The organism is Rouxiella sp. Mn2063, assembly GCF_049319665.1.
Taxonomy (GTDB): domain Bacteria; phylum Pseudomonadota; class Gammaproteobacteria; order Enterobacterales; family Enterobacteriaceae; genus JBMOUD01.
Window position 1 is genome coordinate 22,582 of sequence record NZ_JBMOUD010000002.1, and the last position, 23,391, is coordinate 45,972.

The 23,391-nt window shown below is 48.5% G+C and carries 20 protein-coding genes; 17 read left to right on the forward strand and 3 right to left on the reverse strand.

Annotated elements, in window-relative coordinates; genetic code table 11:
• From atpD to glmS, 4 genes are all read left to right on the forward strand, one after another.
• A complete protein-coding gene (atpD, locus tag ACL9RG_RS03515) occupies nt 1-1,383 on the forward strand; it encodes a F0F1 ATP synthase subunit beta (protein ID WP_422791206.1) in 1,383 nt (460 codons plus the stop codon).
• A 51-nt stretch (nt 1,384-1,434) separates the two neighbouring features.
• On the forward strand, nt 1,435-1,857 hold the full coding sequence (locus ACL9RG_RS03520; RefSeq protein WP_422791207.1) for a F0F1 ATP synthase subunit epsilon: 423 nt from the start codon (nt 1,435-1,437) through the stop codon (nt 1,855-1,857).
• 321 nt (nt 1,858-2,178) lie between these two features.
• Complete coding sequence (glmU, locus tag ACL9RG_RS03525; protein WP_422791208.1) at nt 2,179-3,552, forward strand: bifunctional UDP-N-acetylglucosamine diphosphorylase/glucosamine-1-phosphate N-acetyltransferase GlmU; 1,374 nt, start codon at nt 2,179-2,181, stop codon at nt 3,550-3,552.
• A gap of 237 nt (nt 3,553-3,789) precedes the next feature.
• Nucleotides 3,790-5,619, forward strand: coding sequence for a glutamine--fructose-6-phosphate transaminase (isomerizing) (gene glmS, locus ACL9RG_RS03530; protein WP_422791209.1), 1,830 nt, complete (start codon nt 3,790-3,792; stop codon nt 5,617-5,619).
• Between the two features lie 105 nt (nt 5,620-5,724).
• Here the strand turns inward: glmS and ACL9RG_RS03535 are convergent, their stop codons facing one another.
• Together ACL9RG_RS03535 and ACL9RG_RS03540 are read right to left on the reverse strand one after the other, a co-directional pair.
• Nucleotides 5,725-6,642, reverse strand: coding sequence for a response regulator (locus tag ACL9RG_RS03535; RefSeq protein ID WP_422791210.1), 918 nt, complete (start codon nt 6,640-6,642; stop codon nt 5,725-5,727).
• Nucleotides 6,629-9,982 (reverse strand): ATP-binding protein, encoded by a 3,354-nt coding sequence (locus tag ACL9RG_RS03540; protein WP_422791211.1) that lies wholly within the window; start codon nt 9,980-9,982, stop codon nt 6,629-6,631. Before ACL9RG_RS03540 ends, ACL9RG_RS03535 begins: the two co-directional genes overlap by 14 nt.
• Nucleotides 9,983-10,222: 240 nt before the next feature.
• Here ACL9RG_RS03540 and urtA point away from each other — a divergent pair, with 240 nt between their 5' ends.
• The 6 genes from urtA to ACL9RG_RS03570 all read left to right on the forward strand — a co-directional run bounded on the left by urtA (nt 10,223) and on the right by ACL9RG_RS03570 (nt 16,125).
• Entirely contained in the window at nt 10,223-11,476 is a 1,254-nt protein-coding gene (gene urtA / locus ACL9RG_RS03545) for an urea ABC transporter substrate-binding protein (protein WP_422791212.1), read from the forward strand.
• 60 nt (nt 11,477-11,536) lie between these two features.
• Complete coding sequence (urtB, locus tag ACL9RG_RS03550) at nt 11,537-12,463, forward strand: urea ABC transporter permease subunit UrtB (RefSeq protein WP_422791213.1); 927 nt, start codon at nt 11,537-11,539, stop codon at nt 12,461-12,463.
• Between the two features lie 10 nt (nt 12,464-12,473).
• Nucleotides 12,474-13,589, forward strand: coding sequence for an urea ABC transporter permease subunit UrtC (gene urtC, locus ACL9RG_RS03555; protein WP_422791214.1), 1,116 nt, complete (start codon nt 12,474-12,476; stop codon nt 13,587-13,589).
• Nucleotides 13,586-14,335 (forward strand): urea ABC transporter ATP-binding protein UrtD, encoded by a 750-nt coding sequence (gene urtD, locus ACL9RG_RS03560; protein ID WP_422791215.1) that lies wholly within the window; start codon nt 13,586-13,588, stop codon nt 14,333-14,335. The genes urtC and urtD overlap by 4 nt, the downstream gene beginning before the upstream one ends.
• A 10-nt stretch (nt 14,336-14,345) precedes the next feature.
• Entirely contained in the window at nt 14,346-15,035 is a 690-nt protein-coding gene (gene urtE, locus ACL9RG_RS03565) for an urea ABC transporter ATP-binding subunit UrtE (protein ID WP_422791216.1), read from the forward strand.
• Between the two features lie 76 nt (nt 15,036-15,111).
• Entirely contained in the window at nt 15,112-16,125 is a 1,014-nt protein-coding gene (locus ACL9RG_RS03570) for a formamidase (protein ID WP_422791217.1), read from the forward strand.
• A gap of 94 nt (nt 16,126-16,219) precedes the next feature.
• On the opposite strand, the gene ACL9RG_RS03575 is transcribed toward ACL9RG_RS03570, so the two are convergent.
• Nucleotides 16,220-17,134, reverse strand: a complete 915-nt coding sequence (locus ACL9RG_RS03575; protein WP_422791218.1) for a LysR family transcriptional regulator — start codon at nt 17,132-17,134, stop codon at nt 16,220-16,222.
• 105 nt (nt 17,135-17,239) lie between these two features.
• Between ACL9RG_RS03575 and ACL9RG_RS03580 the strand changes: the two genes are divergently transcribed.
• From ACL9RG_RS03580 to ACL9RG_RS03610, 7 genes are all read left to right on the forward strand, one after another.
• Nucleotides 17,240-17,701, forward strand: coding sequence for a DMT family transporter (locus ACL9RG_RS03580; RefSeq protein ID WP_422791219.1), 462 nt, complete (start codon nt 17,240-17,242; stop codon nt 17,699-17,701).
• 4 nt (nt 17,702-17,705) lie between these two features.
• Nucleotides 17,706-18,152: a DMT family transporter gene (locus tag ACL9RG_RS03585; protein WP_422791220.1), complete on the forward strand. Its 447-nt coding sequence runs from the start codon at nt 17,706-17,708 to the stop codon at nt 18,150-18,152.
• A gap of 31 nt (nt 18,153-18,183) precedes the next feature.
• Entirely contained in the window at nt 18,184-19,584 is a 1,401-nt protein-coding gene (locus tag ACL9RG_RS03590; protein ID WP_422791221.1) for an aldehyde dehydrogenase family protein, read from the forward strand.
• A 568-nt stretch (nt 19,585-20,152) separates the two neighbouring features.
• Nucleotides 20,153-20,395: a hypothetical protein gene (locus ACL9RG_RS03595; RefSeq protein ID WP_422791222.1), complete on the forward strand. Its 243-nt coding sequence runs from the start codon at nt 20,153-20,155 to the stop codon at nt 20,393-20,395.
• Entirely contained in the window at nt 20,396-21,337 is a 942-nt protein-coding gene (locus ACL9RG_RS03600; protein WP_422791223.1) for a pseudouridine-5'-phosphate glycosidase, read from the forward strand.
• Nucleotide 21,338: 1 nt separating this feature from the next.
• Nucleotides 21,339-22,025 carry an HAD family hydrolase gene (locus ACL9RG_RS03605; protein WP_422791224.1) on the forward strand — a complete coding sequence of 229 codons (687 nt, stop codon included), beginning with the start codon at nt 21,339-21,341 and terminating at the stop codon, nt 22,023-22,025.
• 72 nt (nt 22,026-22,097) lie between these two features.
• Nucleotides 22,098-23,345 carry a questin oxidase family protein gene (locus ACL9RG_RS03610; protein WP_422791225.1) on the forward strand — a complete coding sequence of 416 codons (1,248 nt, stop codon included), beginning with the start codon at nt 22,098-22,100 and terminating at the stop codon, nt 23,343-23,345.
• Nucleotides 23,346-23,391: the final 46 nt, after the last annotated feature.

The following is a 23,391-nucleotide window of genomic DNA, read 5'->3' on the forward strand; positions in this document are numbered from 1 at the left end:
ATGGCTACTGGAAAGATTATCCAGGTAATCGGCGCCGTGGTGGACGTCGAGTTCCCTCAGGATGCGGTACCGAATGTGTATCACGCTCTTGAGGTAGAAAACGGTACTGAGAAGCTGGTGCTGGAAGTTCAGCAACAGCTGGGCGGCGGCGTTGTTCGCTGTATCGCTATGGGTACCTCAGATGGCCTGCGCCGTCATCTGAAAGTGAACAACCTGGAACACCCAATTGAAGTGCCAGTTGGTACCGCGACCCTAGGTCGTATCATGAACGTATTGGGTGAACCAATCGACATGAAAGGTCCAATCGGTGAAGAAGAGCGTCGCGGTATCCACCGTGCAGCACCTTCTTATGAAGAACTGGCTAACTCCCAGGAACTGCTGGAAACCGGTATTAAGGTAATGGACCTGATGTGTCCGTTCGCCAAAGGCGGTAAAGTCGGCCTGTTCGGCGGTGCTGGTGTTGGTAAAACTGTAAACATGATGGAGCTTATTCGTAACATTGCGATTGAGCACTCTGGTTTCTCTGTGTTTGCAGGCGTTGGTGAGCGTACTCGTGAGGGTAACGACTTCTACCACGAAATGACCGACTCCAACGTTATCGACAAAGTTTCTCTGGTTTATGGCCAGATGAACGAGCCACCAGGTAACCGTCTGCGCGTTGCGCTGACTGGCCTGACCATGGCGGAGAAATTCCGTGATGAAGGCCGTGACGTACTGCTGTTCGTTGACAACATTTACCGTTACACCTTGGCCGGTACCGAAGTGTCTGCACTTCTGGGCCGTATGCCATCAGCGGTAGGTTATCAGCCAACGTTGGCGGAAGAGATGGGTGCTCTGCAAGAGCGTATCACCTCTACCAAAAATGGTTCTATCACCTCTGTTCAGGCCGTTTACGTTCCTGCGGATGACTTGACTGACCCATCTCCAGCGACCACCTTCGCCCACTTGGATGCGACCGTGGTACTGAGCCGTCAGATCGCGTCTCTGGGTATTTACCCAGCGGTAGATCCACTGGATTCCACCAGCCGTCAGCTTGATCCGCTGGTTGTTGGTCAAGAACACTATGATGTGGCGCGTGGCGTGCAGTCTATTCTGCAACGTTACCAAGAGCTGAAAGACATCATCGCGATTCTGGGTATGGACGAGTTGTCAGAAGATGACAAACTGGTTGTATCCCGTGCGCGTAAGATTCAGCGCTTCCTGTCACAGCCGTTCTTCGTTGCTGAAGTCTTTACCGGTTCTCCGGGCAAGTTCGTATCGCTGAAAGATACCATTCGTGGTTTCAAAGGCATTATGGACGGCGACTACGACCACCTGCCAGAACAAGCGTTCTACATGGTTGGTACCATTGACGAAGCAGTGGAAAAAGCCAAAAAACTGTAATGCCCGGCCCTTGTGGCTCTAGGTGTTATAGTCTGAATAGAGGAAGGTGACATGGCTGCAAAAGCTTACCATCTGGATGTTGTCAGTGCGGAAAAGCAAATGTTCTCCGGTCTGGTGCAAAAAATCCAGGTGACGGGCATCGAAGGTGAACTGGGTATTTTCCCTGGTCATGCTCCGTTGCTCACCGCCATCAAGCCTGGCATGGTGCGTATTGTCAAAGAACGCGGTGAAGAAGAGTATATCTATCTCTCCGGGGGCATCCTTGAGGTGCAACCGAATGCAACCACCGTTCTGGCTGACACTGCAATCCGTGGGGAAGACCTCGACGAAGCGCGAGCGCTTGAAGCTAAGCGTAAAGCGGAAGAACACATTAACGGTTCTCACGGCGACGTCGACTATGCTCAGGCGTCAGCTGAACTGGCTAAAGCGATTGCGAAACTTCGCGTTATCGAGTTGACCAGGAAAGCGATGTAACATGAATCAATGTCACACTTGTAGGGTGTTATCATCTTACTGGTGTGACAGAGATGAGTGATAAGAGCGACCTTCGGGTCGCTTTTTTTTTGCCTTTAAAAAAGCCCTTTCAACTGCCATTTCCAGATGTTTCCAGACCGATTTTATTGGAATACTTGTGGTGATAAGCGACAATATTACCTAGATTTGTTTGTGGTCGCTTACAGAGTGTTCACCCCTTATGGGATGCGGTCTGCGCGTAGTTTTTGCTGAAAAATATGTAGTAATCCACAGAGCTAACGGGTTACTTTTGTCTACTAAAATGGATGTGTCAGGTTGCTTATGTCTAACAGCGCATTGAGTGTTGTGATCCTTGCCGCAGGCAAGGGTACACGTATGTATTCCCAGTTGCCTAAAGTGCTACACCCGATCGCGGGTAAACCGATGGTGCAGCATGTTATTGATGCGGCGACGCATGTGGGCGCGCAAACCGTTCATCTGGTTTATGGACACGGTGGCGACCTGCTCAAGCAACGTCTGGCTGCCAGCGAGCTAAACTGGGTATTACAGGCCGAGCAATTGGGTACCGGCCATGCGATGCAACAGGCAGCACCGTACTTTGCCGATGACGAAGATGTGTTGATGTTATACGGCGATGTGCCATTAATTTCGGTCGAAACGCTACAAACGCTGTTAAAAAGCAAACCTGCTGGCGGCATTGGATTGTTAACCGTGGTGCTTGATGATCCGACAGGCTATGGCCGCATTGTGCGCGAAAATGGCCAGGTAACCGGTATTGTTGAGCAGAAAGATGCCAACCCAGAACAGTTGAAAATCCAGGAGATTAATACTGGCATCCTGGTTGCGAATGGCGCGTCGTTAAAACGTTGGTTAAGCAAACTGACCAACAATAACGCACAGGGCGAGTATTACATCACCGATATTATCGCGATGGCCCATGCTGAAGGCCATGAGGTTGTGGCGGTGCACCCATCGCGCAATAGCGAAGTTGATGGCGTAAATAACCGCCTACAGCTGTCGCGTCTCGAACGCGTTTATCAACGTGAGCAGGCGGATCGTTTGCTATTAGCCGGCGTTATGCTGCTAGACCCGGCGCGTTTTGATCTGCGTGGTGAGCTTAAGCACGGGATTGACGTAGAGATTGACGTTAATGTCATCATCGAAGGTCAGGTGACGTTAGGCGAACGGGTGAAAATTGGCGCTGGCTGTGTGTTGAAGAATTGTGTTATCGGTGATGATTGTGAAATCAGCCCCTACAGCGTGTTTGAAAACGCCACGTTGGAAAACGAATGTACTGTCGGGCCATTTGCTCGTCTGCGTCCAGGCGCTGAGCTGGCAAAAGGCGCACACGTTGGTAATTTCGTTGAGATCAAAAAAGCACGCTTGGGCGTAGGTTCAAAAGCCGGACATCTCAGCTATCTGGGCGATGCTGAGATTGGCGATAACGTCAATATTGGTGCTGGAACCATCACCTGTAATTACGATGGTGTGAATAAATTCAAGACGGTTATCGGCAACGATGTTTTTGTTGGCTCGGATACCCAACTGATTGCTCCTGTTAAGGTTGGTAATAACGTGACTATTGCTGCTGGCACTACGGTAACTGCCGATGTTCCAGATAACGGCCTGTTATTGAGCCGCGTAGCGCAGGTGCATAAGCCAAACTGGCAGCGCCCGCAAAAGAAAAAGCCATAATGTTGTAGCCAGTGCTATCGTTAAACAGGCGCAAACATGCGCCTGTTTAGTATCACAATCATTGTGTTTTGGTGTGTATTTGCTGCGATCATCTAGCAAATACACACCAAAACATAATAACCCCACCCTCTACAAGGCTCGGGGAACCGGCGGGCTTGTTCGCAAGACCTGACCGGCTATCAATCAGGTCAAGACATCAAAAGGTCTGGAAACAGATCTCCTAAAGGAATCAAACTGATGTGTGGAATTGTTGGTGCAGTAGCACAACGCGATATTGCTGAAATCCTTGTTGAAGGATTACGTCGTCTGGAATACCGGGGTTACGACTCTGCCGGATTGGCGGTAGTGGATAACGAAGGCCACATGGGACGTTTACGCCGCGTGGGTAAAGTGAAAATACTTTCCGATGCGTTGGACGAACATCCTCTGCATGGCGGCATTGGTATTGCACATACCCGCTGGGCGACGCATGGCGAACCTTCTGAGGCAAATGCTCACCCTCATGTTTCTGATTATATCGCCGTGGTTCATAACGGTATTATTGAAAACCATGAGCCGCTGCGTGAGTTATTAATCGAACGCGGTTACCGATTTGACTCTGAGACTGATACTGAAGTTATCGCGCATCTGGTGCATTGGGAACTGCTGCAAGGCGGAACGCTGCTTGAGGTTGTATTGCGCGTCATCCCACAGTTACGCGGCGCTTACGGCACGGTTATTATGGATAAACGTGACCCGAATGTGCTGGTAGCCGCGCGTTCAGGCAGCCCATTGGTTATTGGTCGTGGCGTTGGCGAGAACTTTATTGCCTCCGATCAGCTGGCACTGTTGCCGGTGACTCGTCGCTTTATGTTCCTGGAAGAAGGCGATGTAGCAGAAATTACCCGTCGTGCGGTGAGCGTATTCGATAAACAGGGTAACCCTGTTGAACGTGCTGAAATCGAATCCAACGCCCAGTATGACGCTGGTGACAAAGGTGCATACCGCCACTACATGCAAAAAGAGATTTATGAGCAGCCACAGGCGCTGAAGAACACCCTGGAAGGGCGTTTTAACCACGGCAAAATCAATTTTAGCGAACTGGGTGAGAAAGCCGACGAATTACTGTCCCGCGTACAACATGTGCAGATTATTGCCTGTGGTACCTCTTATCACTCTGGGATGGTGGCCCGCTATTGGTTTGAATCTCTCGCTGGCGTGCCTTGCGATGTCGAAATTGCCTCTGAATTCCGTTACCGCAAATCCGCAGTGCGTCCAAATAGTCTGATTATCACCTTGTCTCAATCGGGTGAAACAGCGGATACCTTGGCTGCGCTTCGTCTGTCGAAAGAACTGGGTTATTTGGGTTCTCTGGCGGTGTGTAACGTCGCGGGTTCATCATTGGTTCGCGAATCTGACCTCGCACTGATGACCAAAGCCGGTACCGAAATTGGCGTGGCATCGACCAAAGCGTTCACAACTCAGCTTACGGTGTTGTTGATGCTGGTGGCTCGCATTGGCAGCCTGAAAGGGATGAGCGAGCAAGTGGAGCACGATATTGTGCATGCTCTGCAAGCTCTGCCTGCGCGCATCGAACAAATGCTATCGCTGGATAAAACCATCGAGCCATTGGCGCAAGATTTCTCTGACAAACATCATGCACTGTTCCTTGGCCGTGGCGATCAATACCCGATTGCGATGGAAGGGGCTTTGAAGCTAAAAGAGATTTCTTATATTCACGCTGAAGCTTATGCCGCGGGTGAGTTGAAACACGGCCCGTTAGCGTTGATCGATGCGGATATGCCGGTAATTGTTGTGGCACCAAATAACGAATTGCTGGAAAAACTGAAATCCAATATCGAAGAAGTGCGTGCGCGCGGTGGCCTGCTGTATGTGTTTGCCGATCGTGATGCGGGCTTCACCGATAGCGAAGGAATGAAGATTATTCAGTTGCCGCACGTCGAAGAGATTGTGGCACCGATTTTCTACACTATTCCGCTGCAATTACTGTCTTATCACGTTGCGCTGATTAAAGGCACTGACGTTGATCAGCCACGTAACCTGGCAAAATCAGTTACCGTTGAGTAAATAGCCACGCTTTTTTGACCCAATAACTGATTCTTAATGATAAAAATCCGGTGATGCTCGTTAACTCGCACACCGGATTTTTTTATACCTAAATTACAGCATTCATTAGAATTCTTTCACCGCAAGGGCGGCGATAACTACCGCGGCAGCGGCCGTTCGGTTATCTACCCCGAGTTTAGGGAACGCGATTTCTAGATGTTTATTCACCGTCCTTGGGCTGAGATTGAGGATATGTCCAATCTCACGGTTTGTTTTCCCGCGAGCTATCCACAGTAGAACTTCCGTTTCGCGATGAGTGAGACCCAGGCGATTTTTAAGACGTAGGATGGTTTCATCTTCTGCATGCTCTTTAATTTCTTCAATTCTGAGCAGCCGTTCGCCACTGGCATTGTAGTGAGAAAAATAGAGTTTTAGTGGGATATTCACAGAGGAGAGATCAAGCGGGAGCTTGATACCATCGGTACTATTGAGCCACCCGAGCACACGTTTAACAAACTTTTGTTGGGGTTCAAAACCTTCTACGCAGTAGGTGTTGAACAGTTGCCATGCATTGGGCGTGGCCCATAACAGCTTGCCTTCCTGACTGATAACGCAGAGCGTTTGGCCGACTAAATCCATCGCACTGTAGGCGCTGGTCGTTAATTGCGAGTTGCGCAGGTGGGTGCGCATCCTCACCAACAGCTCTTGCGTTCGAATGGGTTTTACCAGGTAATCCACGACGCCAGCATCAAAGGCATCGACCACGTTTTCGGTATCACTGAGTCCGGTCATAAAAATAACCGGCGTGTGGCGCAGCCCCGGGTTTTCACGTAAGCGTTTACTGGTCTCAAAGCCATCTAAATGCGGCATGATGGCATCCATTAAAATGATGTCTGGGGTGATCCGTTGGGTTATGGATAATGCCTGCTGGCCTTCTAAGGCGACTAACACGGTAAATCCCGCATCATCCAAAGTGTCGTTAAGCATACTTAGGGTGTTGATATCATCATCCACTATCAGCACTGTCGGTTTATTCTGTGTCATGATTTTCGTCTCCAGTGCGTGCTAAGTGTGCAATAACCTCATCAAATCGAAAACGTTGCGCGAGTTCTTCCAGTGCTGAACCCTCTTCATCACTGAGATGATTGGCAGCGACATAGATTTTCAGTAAATCCCTAAATCCACGCACATAGCCTAAGTGAGCCATCTCTTTGAGTTTTTCTAACGGCTGAGAATCGGCAGCGGAAACTGCGCTGACGGCAGAAGCTGGGGACTCACCGCGCTCAGTGTCCCACTCGAAACTTAGCATTTCGCCAATATTTTCCAGTAGTTGGGTGAAACGCACTGGCTTGCCTAAAAATCTCACTTCGCCTTGTCCTTCTGCACGCTGACATTTTCCTTCTTCTGCTTCAGCCGAAATCATCAATACGGGTTGGTGATAATTTGCACGGCGTAAGGTATTCAGTAGTTCCCAGCCTGACAGCCCCGGCATATTGACATCCAACATAAAAAGATCCGGTGCTTGTTGTTCGATAAGCGCCAGAGCTTCTGTACTGTTTTCTGCTATTAGCACCGTGAATCCGAGCGGCGAGAGCAAATCGTTCATCAATAATCGATGTGATTCATCATCGTCTACCACCAATAACGTATGACGCCTGCCGGGATAGCCGGTGATTTTTTCCGGCTCGGTATTTTGGTACATCTGACCGCTGTGGCTGGGTAACATCAACGTAAGCTTGAACGTCGAACCGCTGCCAGCCAGGCTTTCTACCTGCAAATCACCGCCCATGATATAAGTCAGTAGCTGGGTAATGGTTAAGCCTAAGCCGGTTCCTGAGCGCCGCGAGTCACCTGAGACGCGTTCAAAGGGCTGGAAAATCCGTTCTAGATTTTCAGGAGCAATCCCGATTCCCGTATCATGCACCGAGAAAAAGGCCACTTCACTGCGGTACTGAAAATCGAGAATAACGCCGCCTTTATCGGTGAATTTAATGGCGTTCGACAGTAAATTGATGAGGATTTGCCGCAAACGTTTTTCATCGGTCATCACGGCATCAGGTAACCAATGAGGGGGGTTATAGCTGAACGTCAATCCCTTATCTTTGGCTTGTTGCTCGAACAGGCTGACCAACTGCTGCACCAATTCACCAATGCGAACTTCTTCGCGATGAATCTCTAATTTCCCAGCCTCAATTTTGGAGATATCCAGCAATCCTTCAATCAAGTTGGCCAGATGCTCGCCGCTACGCAACATAATACTGATGCCGCGTTGACGCGCTGGTGGAATATCATTGGCCCTCTCTAGTAGCTGCGCATAGCCCAACATGGCATTGAGCGGGGTTCTGAGTTCATGAGTGATCCCGGTGAGATAACGACTTTTAGCCTGATTGGCATCGTCGGCATCCTCTTTGGCCTGCTGTAACTGTCGGTCCGTCGCTTTGTGCGCAATGATCTCTTTCATTAAGCGATCGCTTTGCAGGCGCAGCTCTTCTTGAGCGATTTGTTTACTCTTATTGGTTAGCACAAACAGCCAGGTTGTCACCCCGGTAATGATCAGCAGAATAAAAAACACCTTCCACAAGGTCGCCGCCAGCAACTCTTCATCACCAGAAAACTCGCCCCGCATCTGTGCGTAGATAAGCATTAAAATCATGCCAATAATGGAGCTAAATAGCGCCAATATGCTAATAAAACTCCATATCCTGGGATCGATTTTTTGCAATATCGATTCGCGGATAAACAAACGGATAAATTGTGCCGCTTGTTCGCTATACCGCGCCTGTGGTTTACAGGCATCGTTACACTGCACGTCCAATGAGCAACATAGCGAACAAATGCTGCCTTGGTAGAACGGGCAGTAACTCATCTCCGGTTTTTCGAAATGGGTACCACAGACACAGCATTCCGTAGACGTTGGCTGCGCGGAGGCGCGCGATAAGTAATAGCGCCCTTTAGTTAGCCAGGCGATAGCGGGAGCGGCGACAAAGGTGAGGCTCAATGAGAGCATTGAGGCAAATACCTGTAAGGTATGACCAAACCAGCCCATCCAGGCGCTGAGTCCGCATAATAATGCGAAGCCCATCGAACCTATCCCAACAGGATTGATGTCATATAAGTAAGCGCGGCGAAATTCGATATGATCGGGGCGTAGTTTCAGCCAACGATTAATCGTCAGATCGGCCACTACGCTGCCCAACCACGCGGTTGCGGCAACGGCATACAGCCCCAAAATATCTCTAAATACACGATAAACTCCCAACTCCATCAACAACAGCGCGATCCCGACATTAAAAAATAGCCAGACCACGCGCCCTGGATGGCGATGGGTGAGACGCAAGAAAAAATTAGACCAGGCGATAGAGCCTGCGTAGGCGTTGGTCACGTTAATTTTAAGCTGCGACAACACCACAAATATCCCGGTGAGAGCTAGCAGCGTCGACGGCGACTGGGTGACGTAACTGAATGCGACCAGATACATATGCGTTGGCTCGCTGGCGACATCGGCACTCAATCCATAATCGAAGGCGAGAACCGCCAAAAATGAACCCAACAGAATTTTTAGCGCGCCGATGATAATCCAACCTGGACCTGCCATTAATACCAGCACATACCACTTCCAGCGCCCTTTATGGCTCGATTTAGGCAGGAAACGTACTTGATCAACTTGTTCCCCCACCTGACTAACCAGCGAGAGCAGTACTGAACATACCGCGCCTAATTGCAGCAGGTCGAATCCACCGGCATCAGGCGTAATAATGCCCTGAAAATGAGTCCACTTTTCGACGGCTCCGCTATTGCGTAGCAGAATAAATACCAAAGGAAGTAACTGTAAAACCAGCCAGCACAGCTGGGTCAACTGCTGAAATTTGGAGATAAAAGTAAAGCCCCAGGTGACTAACGGAATGACAATCACCGAGCCGAACAAATAGCCCAGATGCAAGGGCAGGCCAAATAGCATGTGCAAGGCCATTGCCATGATTGCTGCTTCGAGGGCGAAAAAAATAAAGGTAAAGGTGGCATAAATCAGCGAGGTGACAGTGGAGCCGAGATAACCAAAGCCCGCTCCCCGCGTTAATAGGTCAATATCTAAGCCATACTTAGCCGCGTTAACTGAGATAGGAATCGAGAGGCAAAAAATGATAACGCTGACTAAACCTACGGCGAGGACCACATAATTAAAGCCATAGGTTAAGGTTAAGGCTCCGCCGATAGCCTCCAATGCCAGAAAGGTAATGGCGCTTAATGCTGTTATCACCACACGTCGTGCGCGCCAACGGCGTGCCGAGGTCGGCGTATAACGCAGAGCAAAGTCTTCCAGCGTTTGATTAGTCACCCACTGGTTATATCGCCGGCGCGACTTAAATGCTTTTTGCTGAACTGTCATCCGCCTTCCCCAGTCAATGTGTCAGGGCCAAGTAATGTTAAGGGCCAATTCAACCGTTGAGCGTGACTTTCCATAGCAGCACTTTATCTAGCTTGCGCCCGTGATAATCGCTCTGCGTTCTCTTTTCTCCAATACGTTAAATGACGTAATCCTTGCGTTACCTCACGCATTGTTGGATCTCGTCACTAATTCCATGATGTCCCTCAGTGAGATTAACCGTATCGGATGATGAGGGCTACTATGAACATTGCTTATTTTTCCCCGCAGTATCGCTGTAAAGTCCACCGTAAATTGAAGCTGTTCGCCGCCGCCAGTTTGATGATGGCTATGCAGAGTGCGATGGCTGCTGCACCCGCGACATCAGCGGTGGATACTACCGGATTGGCCGTGACGGATAATTCTGTGAAGGTCGGTATCCTGCATTCATCCACCGGGACGATGGCTATCAGCGAAACCGGCTCGATTCAAGCCGAGAAGCTGGCCATTGACCAGATCAATGCGCAGGGCGGTGTGTTAGGGCGCAAGATTGACTATGTGCAAGAAGACGGTGCCAGCGACTGGCCGACCTTTGCAGAGAAAGCGCGAAAGCTGCTCGTCAGTGACAAAGTCGCGGCTATTTTTGGCGGCTGGACCTCGGCGTCACGTAAAGCCATGCTGCCGGTATTGGAGCAATACAACGGCATGCTTTATTACCCAACCTTCTATGAAGGTTTGGAGCAATCGCCGAATGTTATTTACACCGGTCAGGAAGCAACACAGCAGATCATTTCAGGCATTGATTGGGTGGTTAAAAACAAACACGCCAAAAGTTTTTACTTAATTGGCTCAGATTATATTTGGCCGAGAACGGCAAATAAAATCGCCCGTCATCATATCGAAAAGCTCGGACTGCAAGTGGTCGGCGAAGACTATTACCCGCTTGGTAACACGCAATTTAACTCCGTTATCAACAAAATTAAGCTCAAAAAACCAGATGTGATTTACGCCATCGTGGTAGGTGGCTCGAATGTCTCCTTCTACAAGCAATTGAAGGCCGCCGGTATCGATATGACCAAAGAGAAGCCATTAGTGCTGACTATCTCGGTCACTGAAGATGAGATCCGTGGCATCGGGGGTGAAAATATTGTCGGCGCTTATGCATCGATGAAATATTTCCAAAGCATGAATAACCCGGCTAACCAGGCATTCGTCGCCGCCTTTAAAAAGCGTTGGGGCAACGACATGGTGATAGGCGATGTCACTCAGGCGGCCTATCTCGGCCCTTGGTTATGGAAAGCGGCGGTTGAGAAAGCCGGTTCCTTTGATATCGACAAAGTTCGCGCGGCCTCGCCTGGCATTGAGCTAAAAGATGCGCCAGAAGGCTATGTGCGTATCCATGAAAACCACCATCTCTGGTCCAAAACTGTCATCGGTCGTGCCCGTAGCGATGGTCAGTATGACGTTATCTATCAAACGCCAGAACTGATCGAACCTAATCCTTTCCCCAAAGATTGATCCACTCCCCCCACCTTTGGGTGGGGGCGTAACCTGGCTGACTTCGCCGAGGAAATGACAATGTTCAGTGATTATAGTTTTGCCAATTTGGCATCGATATTTGTGATGCAGGGGTTTTCAGGCCTGAGTTTGTTCGCGGTCTTTGTGCTGATGTCTTTAGGACTTGCCATCATCTTCGGCCAGATGGGCGTCATTAACATGGCCCACGGCGAATTCATGATCTTGGGCGCTTATGTGACATGGCTTACCGGCCGATTCTTCACCGCCTACTTGCCCTCGTTATACGGCGGCTACTTCTTTGTCGCGATTATCTTGGCGTTTATTGCCGCCGCTTTATTAGGTGCGGTGGTGGAGAAAGTCCTCATTCGCCACCTTTATAAACGCCCGCTCGATACGCTGCTGGCGACCTGGGGCCTGAGTTTGATTATGCAGCAGTGCTACCGCTCGCTGTTTGGCGCCAGAGAAGTGGGGGTTGATCTGCCTAACTGGCTGATGGGTTCCTACCACTTTGCTGACAACATCGATATTCCGATTAATGGTGTGTTTGTTCTACTGCTGACTCTGGCTATTACCTTGGCTACCGGTTGGTTGATGTATCGCTCAGCCTGGGGAATTAGCGTGCGGGCCGTGGTGTTAAACCGTCCGATGGCAGCGGCTGTGGGGATTAATACGGCCAAAGTCGATAACCGGACCTTTGCTCTCGGCTGCGGCATTGCCGGCATTGCAGGCAGCGCATTTACGATGATCGGGTCAACCGGGCCTACCGCGGGTCAGCAATATATTGTCGATACCTTCCTGGTCGTGGTGTTTGGCGGCGCGCAAAGCCTGTTGGGGACGCTGGCTTCGGCATTTTCGATTTCACAGTCTCAATCGACGTTAGAGTTTTTCCTCAGTGGTTCGATGGCGAAAGTGATCACTTTGCTGATTGTGGTCGGGATCTTGTTGCTGCGCCCACAAGGTCTGTTTGCCAGCCGAGTTCGCCGATAGGAGTGACGAGATGAAATACTTAAAAAACTATCCCGTATTAGGTGTCCTGATTTTGGCGGCTCTGATGCTGGTGGTGATGCCTGCAACATTAGATATTTTCCGCTTAAATTTGGTCGGAAAATATCTGACCTACGCTTTTGTCGCCGTGGGACTGGTGTTGTGCTGGGGATATAGCGGCATTTTGAGTCTGGGACAGGGGATTTTTTTCGGTCTCGGCGGATACTGTATGGCGATGTTCCTCAAGCTTGAGGCATCGACCGCTGCTGCGACCAAAATGCAAACCACGCCGGGTATCCCTGATTTTATGGATTGGAATCAGATCACGGAATTACCTGCTTTCTGGCAGCCTTTCCACTCATTGACCTTAACCTTGATTGCCATCTTGGTGATCCCGACGCTGTTTGCTTTTGTGCTGGGCAGCGCGATGTTCAAACGTCGGGTCGGCGGCGTGTATTTTGCCATCATTACCCAAGCTATCTCGGCGATTTTGACCATTTTGATTGTTGGCCAACAAGGTTATACCGGCGGCATTAACGGGATTACTGACCTGAGAACCCTGCTGGGCTGGGATATCCGTACCGATTCGGCACATTATATCCTCTATTTCATCAATGCCTGTTTGTTGCTGCTGGTGGTCTGGGTGGGGTATTTCCTGCTCAATAGCAAGTTTGGTCGCCTGATGGTGGCGATTCGTGATCAAGAAGATCGGGTGCGTTTTTCCGGCTATGACGTCGCCAATATTAAAACGGTGGTGTTTTGCCTGAGTGCGCTCTTCTCGGCTCTGGGTGGTGCCATGTTCACCTTGCAAGTTGGGTTCATGTCTCCAGGCTTTATTGGCACCGTGGCTTCTATCGAAATGGTGATCTTTTGTGCCGTTGGCGGAAGGGGTTCATTGCTCGGTGCGGTATATGGCGCCTTGATTGTCAATGCGGCTAAAAGCGCTATCTCTGAACAATTTCCTGAAATGTGGACCATCGCCATGGGCCTGCTCTTTATCTCCGTCGTACTGGTCTTCCCAAAAGGTCTGGCAGGGCTATATCAGCAATATATTCAGCCCAAAATTGATGCAGTATGGCGCAGGAAGACTTTCCGCCACGTTAAATCTGCACGCGGAGAGCTGAAATGAAGAGAGCGGTGAAAGATATTATTTTGGCCGTTGAAGGTTTAACCGTGTCCTTTAATGGTTTTAAAGCGGTTGATGACTTCTCAATGTATATCGATGAAGGGCAAATATACGTCATTATTGGGCCGAATGGTGCGGGTAAAACCACTGTGCTGGATTTAATTTGTGGAAAAACAAAATTAACCAGCGGCAGTATTAAATACAGAAATAAAGAAATTAGTCGGATGAAGGAAAATAAAATCGTACAGGTAGGGGTGGGGCGTAAATTTCAAACCCCATCGGTTTATGAAAGCCTGACGGTATTTGAAAATTTAGAATTATCTTATCCAACGGCGAGAAGTGCATTAGGGGCGATATTCTTCAGACGCAGTGACGACATTGTTCAGGCAGTTAAAAGCATCGCTAAAGAGATCTTCTTGGAAGAGTTCTTACAGACTGAGGCGGGCTTATTAAGCCATGGACAAAAACAGTGGTTAGAGATCGGCATGTTACTCATTCAAGACCCTAAATTACTCATGCTTGATGAGCCGGTGGCGGGAATGTCGGTCGCTGAACGAGAAAAAACGGCGCAATTATTACGCAAAATCGCTACCGGTCGTTCGGTTCTGGTGATTGAACATGATATGCAGTTTGTCGAGGGCATTGCGGATCATGTCACGGTGATGCATCAGGGAAAAGTGCTGTCTGAAGGCAGTATTGAACGTGTCAAAAATGACCCGCGCGTCATTGACGTCTACCTCGGACACTAAGGGGAATATCATGCTAAAAATTAGCGATTACTCTGTGGGTTATGGCCAAAGCTTGGTGATATCAGGGATGAATTTAACCCTCGAAAAAGGCGAGATTGCGGCGTTGGTTGGGCGTAATGGCATGGGGAAATCTACCTTGATGAAATCCCTGATTGGCATGATCCCTTCCGCTTCTGGTCAGGTTCATGTTGCAGGTAACAACATCGTCCCGATGCCGAGTTTTCAACGTGTACAGAGCGGTATGGGATTTGTTCCGCAAGGGCGCATGGTGTTCTCAACCTTAACGGTTGAAGAAAACATTAAAACGGGCCTGCTAAACTCGCGTTCCCAAGAGATACCTGACTATATCTACGATTATTTCCCGGTACTTAAAGTCATGCGTAAACGTATGGCCGGCAATCTGTCCGGTGGGCAGCAGCAACAATTAGTGATGGCCAGAGCATTAGTGGGTCGCCCAAAGCTATTGTTATTAGATGAGCCGACCGAAGGTATTCAGCCTTCCATTATTAAAGAGATGGCGAAAATATTACGTAAAATTCGTGACTCAGAAGGGTTAACTATTCTGGTGGCAGAGCAAGTATTAAGTTTTGTATTAGATGTCGCGGATAAAATTATTGTCATTGAGAAAGGGAATATTGTTCATCAACAAGCAAGAGCTGAAGTAAATGAACAGCAAATAGCATCCTATCTTTCCGTGTAATTATTTTTTCTGTTTTAAATTTAATTATTTTTATTTTCAATGTAACTATCTTTCAGTGAAATAAGAGAGGTTGATTATGGGCAGCACCGGTAGCGTAAGTTCTTGGGATGAAGCTTTATTAATTGCAGCTATTCAATATCCCGTTCCGGTTATTAAAGGGCCGGAAGATATTCAAGTTCAAGTCGATAAAATTTGTAAGGCGGTTGATTCGACGAAAGCGGGATACCCTGGTCTGGATGTCATCGTATTTCCTGAATATTCCACCCAAGGGTTAAATACCAAAATCTGGACCTATGATGAGATGTTGCTCACTCTGGAAAGTCCTGAGATCGGTCAATTTAAACAGGCCTGCCAGCGCAACAATATATGGGGCGTGTTTTCGCTGATGGAGCGTAACGAAGATCCTTCGTTACCGCCGTACAACACGGCCATTATTATCAATGCGCAAGGTGAGATAGCGCTGCATTACCGCAAACTCCAGCCATGGGTGCCAATCGAGCCTTGGATGCCGGGCAACAAAGGGATGCCAGTGTGCGATGGGCCTAAAGGTTCTAAATTGGCGGTCTGTATTTGCCATGATGGCATGTTCCCAGAGCTGGCGCGTGAAGCGGCTTACAAAGGGTGTAATGTCTATATTCGCATCTCGGGTTATTCGACCCAGGTGAATGACCAATGGATTTGGACTAACCGCACCAACGCCTGGCAGAACCTGATGTATACCGTATCGGTCAACCTGGCAGGCTATGATGAAGTGTTCTATTACTTTGGTGAAGGTACCGTCTGTAATTACGACGGCAATGTGATTCAGCAGGGCCATCGTAACCCATGGGAAATTGTTACCGCAGAGCTGTTCCCTCGCTTGGTCGATAAGGCACGGGAAAATTGGGCGCTGGAAAACAATATCTTCAACCTGGGATGCCGTGGTTACGTGGGCCAGCCGGGGGGCGCTCGTGAAAACTATCTGACCTGGGTAAGGGACTTGGCAAATGGTGAATATAAGTTGCCGTGGGATGACAAAGTGAAAATCCGTGACGGCTGGGAATATTACCCGGATGGCGTGAAATTAGGTCCATTACCGAAAGACCAATAACATCACATTACGCGTAGTGATTGCCCCGATCGGGGCGCGGCCCACGGATGGGCCGAGTGATTCAAGCCATTAATACCTGGCAGCCTGAAGCAGATCAGTTCTCGTAGCGAACCCGGTAATCTGACCCTTCATTGAAACACTGGATTAAAAACTCTAACAGCAGGCGCATTTTTTCTGGCATAAACCGCCTTTGCGGATACACAGCAAAAATATGGTGCAACGGCAGCTTATATTCAGGCAACAGTGCAACCAGCCGTCCGTCTGCCAGCGCCGGGCCGACGATAAATTTTGGCATCTGACAAACCCCCATCCCCGCCAGTAACGCCTCATACAACACTTCACTGTTATTCACCTGATAATTGCCGCGTGGTAAAAAACGCTCCGGTCCGCTAGGGCCATCAAACGTCCAGGTCGCCCCGCCACGGTAATAAGAATAAAAAAGACAGTTATGTTGAGCCAAATCTTCCAGCGTTTCTGGTGTACCAAACTTCTGTAGATAAGCCGGTGAGGCGCAAAGAACGCTGCTGCAAGGGGCGAGGGGACGGGCGATAAGAGAGGAATCACTAAGTTGGCCGATGCGGATCCCCATATCAAAACTGTTTTCCACTAAATCGACGACTTTGTCATCCATCGATAAATGTAATTCTATCTGCGGATTATTTTTCAGGAAAATCGGCAGCAGAGGTGAAATATGCAACCGACCAAATACCATTGGCGCGGTGAGCCGCAAAATTCCCTGGGCTTTATCCTGCATATTGGATATTGCGTCTTCCCCTTCTTTTGCCAGCAGCGTCGCAGCGCGGACATATTCATAATATTTCAGCCCCGCCTCGGTCAGGCTCAGCTTACGCGTTGTGCGGTTTAATAACCGGATGCCTAAATCTGCCTCAAACTGACTGATCCTTTTGCTGACCGCAGATTTAGTGACAGACAGTTTTTTGGCCGCGCCCGAAAAGCTACCCGTTTCGACCACCGCGATAAAAAAGGGGATTGTAGCGAAATTATCCATTATTTTGTCAACTTCTCGTAAACAATGAGTTTCTTGCCGGGCGGGTTATACCGCATTTGAAATTTTTTTAAAATAGCGTCCAAACTATTACGGAGCTATTAAGTTATGCGTACCACCGGCACTATTTTGTTACTGGCGGTTGGAGCGGGCGTGTTACTCACCGCTATGATCACCACCAATAGCTATCTGGCTACCTGGAGCTCACCGCTGCTTGCCTCATGGTTTGCCCATGGTTCAGGCGCCCTTGTTGCTTGGGTACTACTCATGCTGAGGTTTCGCACAACGCGAGTATTTCAGGCAGCGCCTGAGGCCAGTAAGCCTCCGAAATGGAGCTATCTGGGCGGTATTCCTGGCGCGTTTACTGTTCTGCTGGCGGCTATTGCCGTAAACAGCCCTCTGCAACTGGCCGGTACACTGGCACTGATGATGACAGGACAGATAATCTTTGGATTACTCGCCGATCTGCGTGGCTGGTTCGGTGTGATCAAATGCCGATTCTCCGCGCTGGATCTTCTCTCCGTTGCCTTAATACTGTGCGGCAGCGCCCTTCTGATAATTCACAGATAACATTATGCTAACTTATATTTTTATTTCGTTATTAAATGGCGTTTGCATCAGTTTAAGCCGTTCTATTAATGGGCGGCTGAGCATGGAGCGTAATGCTTTTTATGCATCACTATGGAACCATATTGTCGGTTTTATTTTCCTGACGATAATTATTTTCTTCTACGGCAAGGGCTTTTCTTCATTCAATCTCAGTGCCCCTTGGTTTGCCTGGCTTGGTGGCGCAATGGGCGCACTCTTTGTCGCTATTAACAGCTATGTTCTGCCGCGTACCGGCTCAACACAAGCCGCCTTGTTGATTATCAGCGGTCAGATGATCTCAGGCGTTATCATTGATCAATTTAATCATCCAAAAGATACGTTATGGATTGAATTAATCGCGGTAGCACTGATTATTTCTGGTATCTGGGTATCTAAATTATCGGCGAGTAGAAAAGCCAAAGCGATAAAATAAGCTTAACGTCTGTGCTAAAAGGATGATGCTCATGACTGTGACCCATTGCGATAATATGGGCAATATACTTCAGTTGCAAACCACCGTTGTTCGTAATCCATGGAATAATGTTGTGGTGGCAGAATTGGCTGTTGATAGCCCACGACAGGCGCAAGCGAAGTTAGCCGCTGCGTGGGCGTATCACCCAAACCTATCCTGTGAGCAGCGGTATCATATTTTGAGCCGCGCCAGACAATTATTGCAGCAAAACAAACCTGAGATCGCGGTATTAATCAGCGAAGAATCAGGGCTAAGTTTGCAAGATACTTATGATGAAGTCGAGATTGCCTGCGTAGTCCTCCATTATGCCGCAGAGCAAGCATTACTGATGGCTGCTGAAAATTGTCCATCAGCGGGTCATTCAGAGACTAATGCCGATATCCATTTTTCACGCCGCTCCCCTTTGTCTGGCATTATTGCCGCAATCACCTCTTTTAATCATCCTCTGGCCCAGGTGGTATGCAAGGTCGCGCCCGCTATCGTGACCAATAATCGTATTGTGCTTAACCCTTGTGAAAAAACGCCTTCCAGTGCACTGGCACTTCATAAAATCTTGAGTGAAGCTGGGATGCCGAGCAAGATGTTTACTCTGGTTAATTGCTCTGTTGCCGCATTTCTTAATCTGGTGGTTGCACAGCGCTATATTGATTTGCTGTCATTCACCGGTTGCCCGGCGGCAGGCGAAGAGGTGGCTCGGAAAGTGACAGGTTGCAAACTGACCCTCGAAATAGACAGTAACGATACAATGATTATTGCCGCTGATGCTGACCTGAAACAAGCCGCTGCGCTTGCTGCCCGCGGGGCTTTTTCTTGTTCAGGGCAGCGCAGTTCAGCGATCAGACGTGTGTTGGTCGATAGACGCTGTCACGCTGCATTTGTCCGTTGTTTGGCTGAGGAGGCACAGAGTTACCGAACCGGCAACCCGCTTGATACCGATGTTAAACTTGGCACCTTAATTGACGAAATTAGCGCGGCAGAAATTGAGCAGCGTATTAGAATTTCAGTAAATCAGGGGGCATGCTGCGTCACCGGTAATCAACGAGATGGGGCAATGTTAACTGCCACTGTACTTACCGGCGTGACTGCTGACATGCCATTGATGGCAAAAGCTACATTCGGGCCAGTAGCACTGGTCACCCCCTATACCAGTATTGAAAGTGCCATTCGTAAAGCCAACGATGCGGGGTTAGCAGGGAATGTGTCGGTGATCACCTGTGACCAACAACTGATATCAAGGTTTATGAAAGAGCTGCAAGTAGCCAAGGTTATTATTAATGGCATTCCAGGTTTTTACAGCGAAGAGTTATCGGCAGATGGCGTGAGTTTTTCTGCTAATAAATACCAAGAAAGTATGACGGAATGCTGTTTGGCCTACACCTGCCCGCAAAGCTAGTGACCTCCCTGAATCCCCCCCGCTGAATAAATAGTTATAAAATAATGCTGATTATCTTAAACACTGGAATGATTAAACATTTCAGTGCTTTCTTTATAGAGAAATCAGATTTTAATTCTCATTTCATGAAAAGAGATTGTGTTTTCACTCTTTAATCCATCTTGCAATTCAATTAATAGCTAAATACTACCTTTATAATACCATTAATGTATTAACGACATTAGTATACATCTTTGTGTTTTATAAAAATCTATTTTTTCTCTAACTTTATGAATGCGCGGTAATTGTTAATAAAAGTAACGACGAATTCATCTCAGTATTGAAAGTGACAAATTTAAAACTAAAAATTACAGAATTAAAACGTTGAGTGACAGATTTAAGACGCTGCGCTATCAAGGCCTGTAAGGGGTTGATATGCCACGATGGTTAATTATAGGGAAATTGTCTTATTAATCGTTGAGCAATGGGAAACTATTATTTTCCTTAATGTCATCTAGTAAAGTAATGCTGATAATTTTACATTCATTTTGCTTAAAAATAGTCAGCCTTGGAACATGAGGTATTTTACTTGCCGCATATTAATATGAAGCATTTCCCGTCACTATCTGACGAACAGCGCAATATGCTCGCCAGCGCTTTTATTAAAGCCGTTGAAGATATTGTTAAATGTCCATCTAATGTTATTTCTGTTGCATTTGAACCTGTTGAGCCTGAAATATGGATGCAGGATGTTTATGAAAATGAAATTCTTGGAAAGAAAGAATTAACACATACTTTCCCTAATTATAACAATAGTGATGAGGTGATATAAATGTCGAAATTTAAAAATACTGATTTATTAAATTATAGCGAAGAAGTTCTGGATGCATTAAATAGTGGGAAACCGGTAGTTGCGCTGGAATCAACCGTTATTTCTCATGGCCTGCCGTATCCTGATAATGCCTCGACTGCGCTAAAAATTGAGCAGGCAGTCAGAGATGAAGGGGCAATTCCGGCGACTATCGGTATTGAGAATGGCAAATTTGTCATTGGTATGACTGCGCAGGATATTGATCGCTTTGCTTCAGTGAAAGGTATTCCCAAAACAACCAGTCGAGATATTCCGGTCATTCTTGCCCAGCGTGGCATGGGGGCGACAACCGTAGCTTCGTCTCTGGTGGCGGCAGATTTAGCCGGTATTGCTTTCTTTGCCTCTGCGGGTATTGGTGGTGTGCACCGTGGTGCAGAAAAGAGCATGGATATTTCGGCTGACCTGATTCAATTTACCCGCTCTAAAGTGGCGGTAGTTTGCGCCGGCGCTAAAAACATTCTCGACCTTGGACTGACACTGGAATACCTGGAAACTCAATGTGTCCCTCTGATTGCCTGGCAGTCCGATGACTTCCCTGCTTTTTACTGTGAAAGCAGCGGCTATCGCAGCCCCCATCGCATCGATGATGCGACGCAAGTTGCCAGCGTTATTGAACATCACTGGAAATTAGGTAACCACAGTTCCGTCATTATTACCGCGCCGGTAAATAAAGAAGATGCCATCGATCGTGAAGAAGTTGAAGGCATTATCCGTATCGCTGCAGAACAAGCCGAGCGTGAAGGTATTCGTGGTCCGGGTGCAACACCTTATCTGATGCGCGCAGTGGCAAAAGCCACCGAAGGTAAAACGGTGAAAGCCAATATGTCAGTGCTTATCAGCAATGCCGCAGTGGGTGCTCGTCTGGCTGTAGCGCATGCCCATTTCCTGAAAAATGGAGGTTGAGATGGCCCAGCAACTGGCGATTTTTGATCTTGATGGCACCTTGGCTGATACCCCATCAGGGATTGTGCGCGCTTTTACCAGCGTTTTGCATGATAACGGCCTTGCCGCGGTAAATGAGGAGGATATTCGCCAGACGATCGGGCTGCCCCTCGAAACGGCATTCAATCGACTGATGGGAATTAGCGCCGATGATGTGCGGATCCCGGCTTTGGTGAGCGCCTATCAACAGGCTTTCCGTGAATTAGTGCTGCCGGGCGCACGCGAGCTGGTCTTTCCTGGCGTAATAGCAGGTCTGGAAAAATTAAAGGCACACGGTGTAGTGCTGGCGATTGCCACCAGCAAAGTGTCCAAAAGCGCGCATGCGCTTCTGGAGGCGACGGGCTTACTGCCGTTTTTCAGCAAGGTGCTCTGTGCTGATGATGTTAAACGACCAAAACCTGACCCTGAAATGGCGCAAGTACTGATGGCCGCCTTTCAAGTCTCCCCAGAAAACACCTGCATGGTAGGGGATACGACCCACGATCTCTTAATGGCTCGTCAGGCTGGAATTGCTGGGTTTGGTGTGGTGTGGGGCGTTCATAGCCACGAACAGCTGGCACAAATGCAACCTCAGCATATCGCTACAACCTTTGACCAGACCGTAGACGCGATTCTGGCAAAAGTCTCACAGCAGGCGCTGACCGCCTGATAACCAATATTTACGGTGAAATATCTTATTAAGCTGAGGCTATTTCACCTTCTGTAATTGGAATAACGCACCATGACATCACTTATTTCTCCAGAAACGGGGACGGCTAACACTTGTCTGTCTCGCAAAGATCGTATTGATGCACTCTTAGCGGATGCGTCCCATCATATTGAATTTAACGGGCATCTCTCGAACCATAATAAACATGCGGTTGTGGCATTGGCGGGATTGAATGCATCGGCCGATAGAATCGAAGAATATTATTATCAATACGTTAAAGAAACCACCTACGGTTTTGGCCTCGAGCCTAAACGGCCTTCACGTTATACGGTGGATGATAATAACTGCTTGTCTCTACTTGGTCAGCGCACCAGTTTTTCCAGCTGGTGCCTCTATTTTGATGAGCTGATCGCCCAACGTGGCTTGGATGCCGTATTAGAAAAATGGGTACCCATTTTACTGCCAGGATGGGCGGGGGCTTTCACTCACGCCACCATTCACCTTGGCTGGGGGCTGGATTATGGCCATCCGCGCATGATTACCGAAGGGCTGGCCTATATGGCATTCTCGTGGGTTTCTTGCCATCCGGAGCGTCAAAATTTACAACTGCTGGCTGCACACACGTCTGCCATCGATTCTCTGACCCACATTAGCACCCTGCTTGAGCAAGATAGTCCCGGTTTTCAAGCTTGGGCACAGCGGGTGCAGAACGGAGAAATTGACCCAGAAAAAGCCAACTGCCATCCAGAATTGAAACGTTCAGGGCTGCAATATCGCATTGCCATGTCATTGGCTGAAGGCCATCTGGCGATGGATGCTATTCCTGGTTGGTTACTCAACGACGAACTCGATGCCGTATGGCTGCAACTTTACTATGCGGTGGCAATCATTTACCTCGCTCGCCCGGGGGATTTCGTCAATCTGCATTTGATTACCTCTTTGCATGCGATGGAAGAGATAGCCAAGCGTTTACCGCAAGCGCAGCAGCGCAGCGTTGCCCAGAGTTTCTGGCAGGGGATGATCGGCATTGTGTTATCCAGCGGTGATTTCCCAAGCACCCAGACGCTGACCCAACTGCATCAGCAATGGCATCAGCCGATTGATGCGCCACAAGATGACAGCATCAGCCAACAATGGCAGGTGATTATCACGGCGGCGTTGGCCGATGCTGAAGAGCATAACCCTAAGCTGGTCTATGTCGCGCAGAAACTGTGGTATCGCACCCATTACCTTTCACTTTATCGCCAGGTCGCAAGCCACTTTACTACCACGCCTGAACTTCCGGAAAGTTTTTCTCAAGAGGCAGACACCGGCATTTAACACACTGATTAACGCATTCAATTAGCCAATTTTACTTTTTACACAT

Coding starts and splice junctions, on each gene's coding strand:
- atpD (WP_422791206.1), top strand. CDS start 1: ATGGCTACTGGAAAGATTATCCAGGTAATCGGCGCCGTGGTGGACGTC.
- ACL9RG_RS03520 (WP_422791207.1), top strand. CDS start 1,435: ATGGCTGCAAAAGCTTACCATCTGGATGTTGTCAGTGCGGAAAAGCAA.
- glmU (WP_422791208.1), top strand. CDS start 2,179: ATGTCTAACAGCGCATTGAGTGTTGTGATCCTTGCCGCAGGCAAGGGT.
- glmS (WP_422791209.1), top strand. CDS start 3,790: ATGTGTGGAATTGTTGGTGCAGTAGCACAACGCGATATTGCTGAAATC.
- ACL9RG_RS03535 (WP_422791210.1), bottom strand. CDS start 6,642: ATGACACAGAATAAACCGACAGTGCTGATAGTGGATGATGATATCAAC.
- ACL9RG_RS03540 (WP_422791211.1), bottom strand. CDS start 9,982: ATGACAGTTCAGCAAAAAGCATTTAAGTCGCGCCGGCGATATAACCAG.
- urtA (WP_422791212.1), top strand. CDS start 10,223: ATGAACATTGCTTATTTTTCCCCGCAGTATCGCTGTAAAGTCCACCGT.
- urtB (WP_422791213.1), top strand. CDS start 11,537: ATGTTCAGTGATTATAGTTTTGCCAATTTGGCATCGATATTTGTGATG.
- urtC (WP_422791214.1), top strand. CDS start 12,474: ATGAAATACTTAAAAAACTATCCCGTATTAGGTGTCCTGATTTTGGCG.
- urtD (WP_422791215.1), top strand. CDS start 13,586: ATGAAGAGAGCGGTGAAAGATATTATTTTGGCCGTTGAAGGTTTAACC.
- urtE (WP_422791216.1), top strand. CDS start 14,346: ATGCTAAAAATTAGCGATTACTCTGTGGGTTATGGCCAAAGCTTGGTG.
- ACL9RG_RS03570 (WP_422791217.1), top strand. CDS start 15,112: ATGGGCAGCACCGGTAGCGTAAGTTCTTGGGATGAAGCTTTATTAATT.
- ACL9RG_RS03575 (WP_422791218.1), bottom strand. CDS start 17,134: ATGGATAATTTCGCTACAATCCCCTTTTTTATCGCGGTGGTCGAAACG.
- ACL9RG_RS03580 (WP_422791219.1), top strand. CDS start 17,240: ATGCGTACCACCGGCACTATTTTGTTACTGGCGGTTGGAGCGGGCGTG.
- ACL9RG_RS03585 (WP_422791220.1), top strand. CDS start 17,706: ATGCTAACTTATATTTTTATTTCGTTATTAAATGGCGTTTGCATCAGT.
- ACL9RG_RS03590 (WP_422791221.1), top strand. CDS start 18,184: ATGACTGTGACCCATTGCGATAATATGGGCAATATACTTCAGTTGCAA.
- ACL9RG_RS03600 (WP_422791223.1), top strand. CDS start 20,396: ATGTCGAAATTTAAAAATACTGATTTATTAAATTATAGCGAAGAAGTT.
- ACL9RG_RS03605 (WP_422791224.1), top strand. CDS start 21,339: ATGGCCCAGCAACTGGCGATTTTTGATCTTGATGGCACCTTGGCTGAT.
- ACL9RG_RS03610 (WP_422791225.1), top strand. CDS start 22,098: ATGACATCACTTATTTCTCCAGAAACGGGGACGGCTAACACTTGTCTG.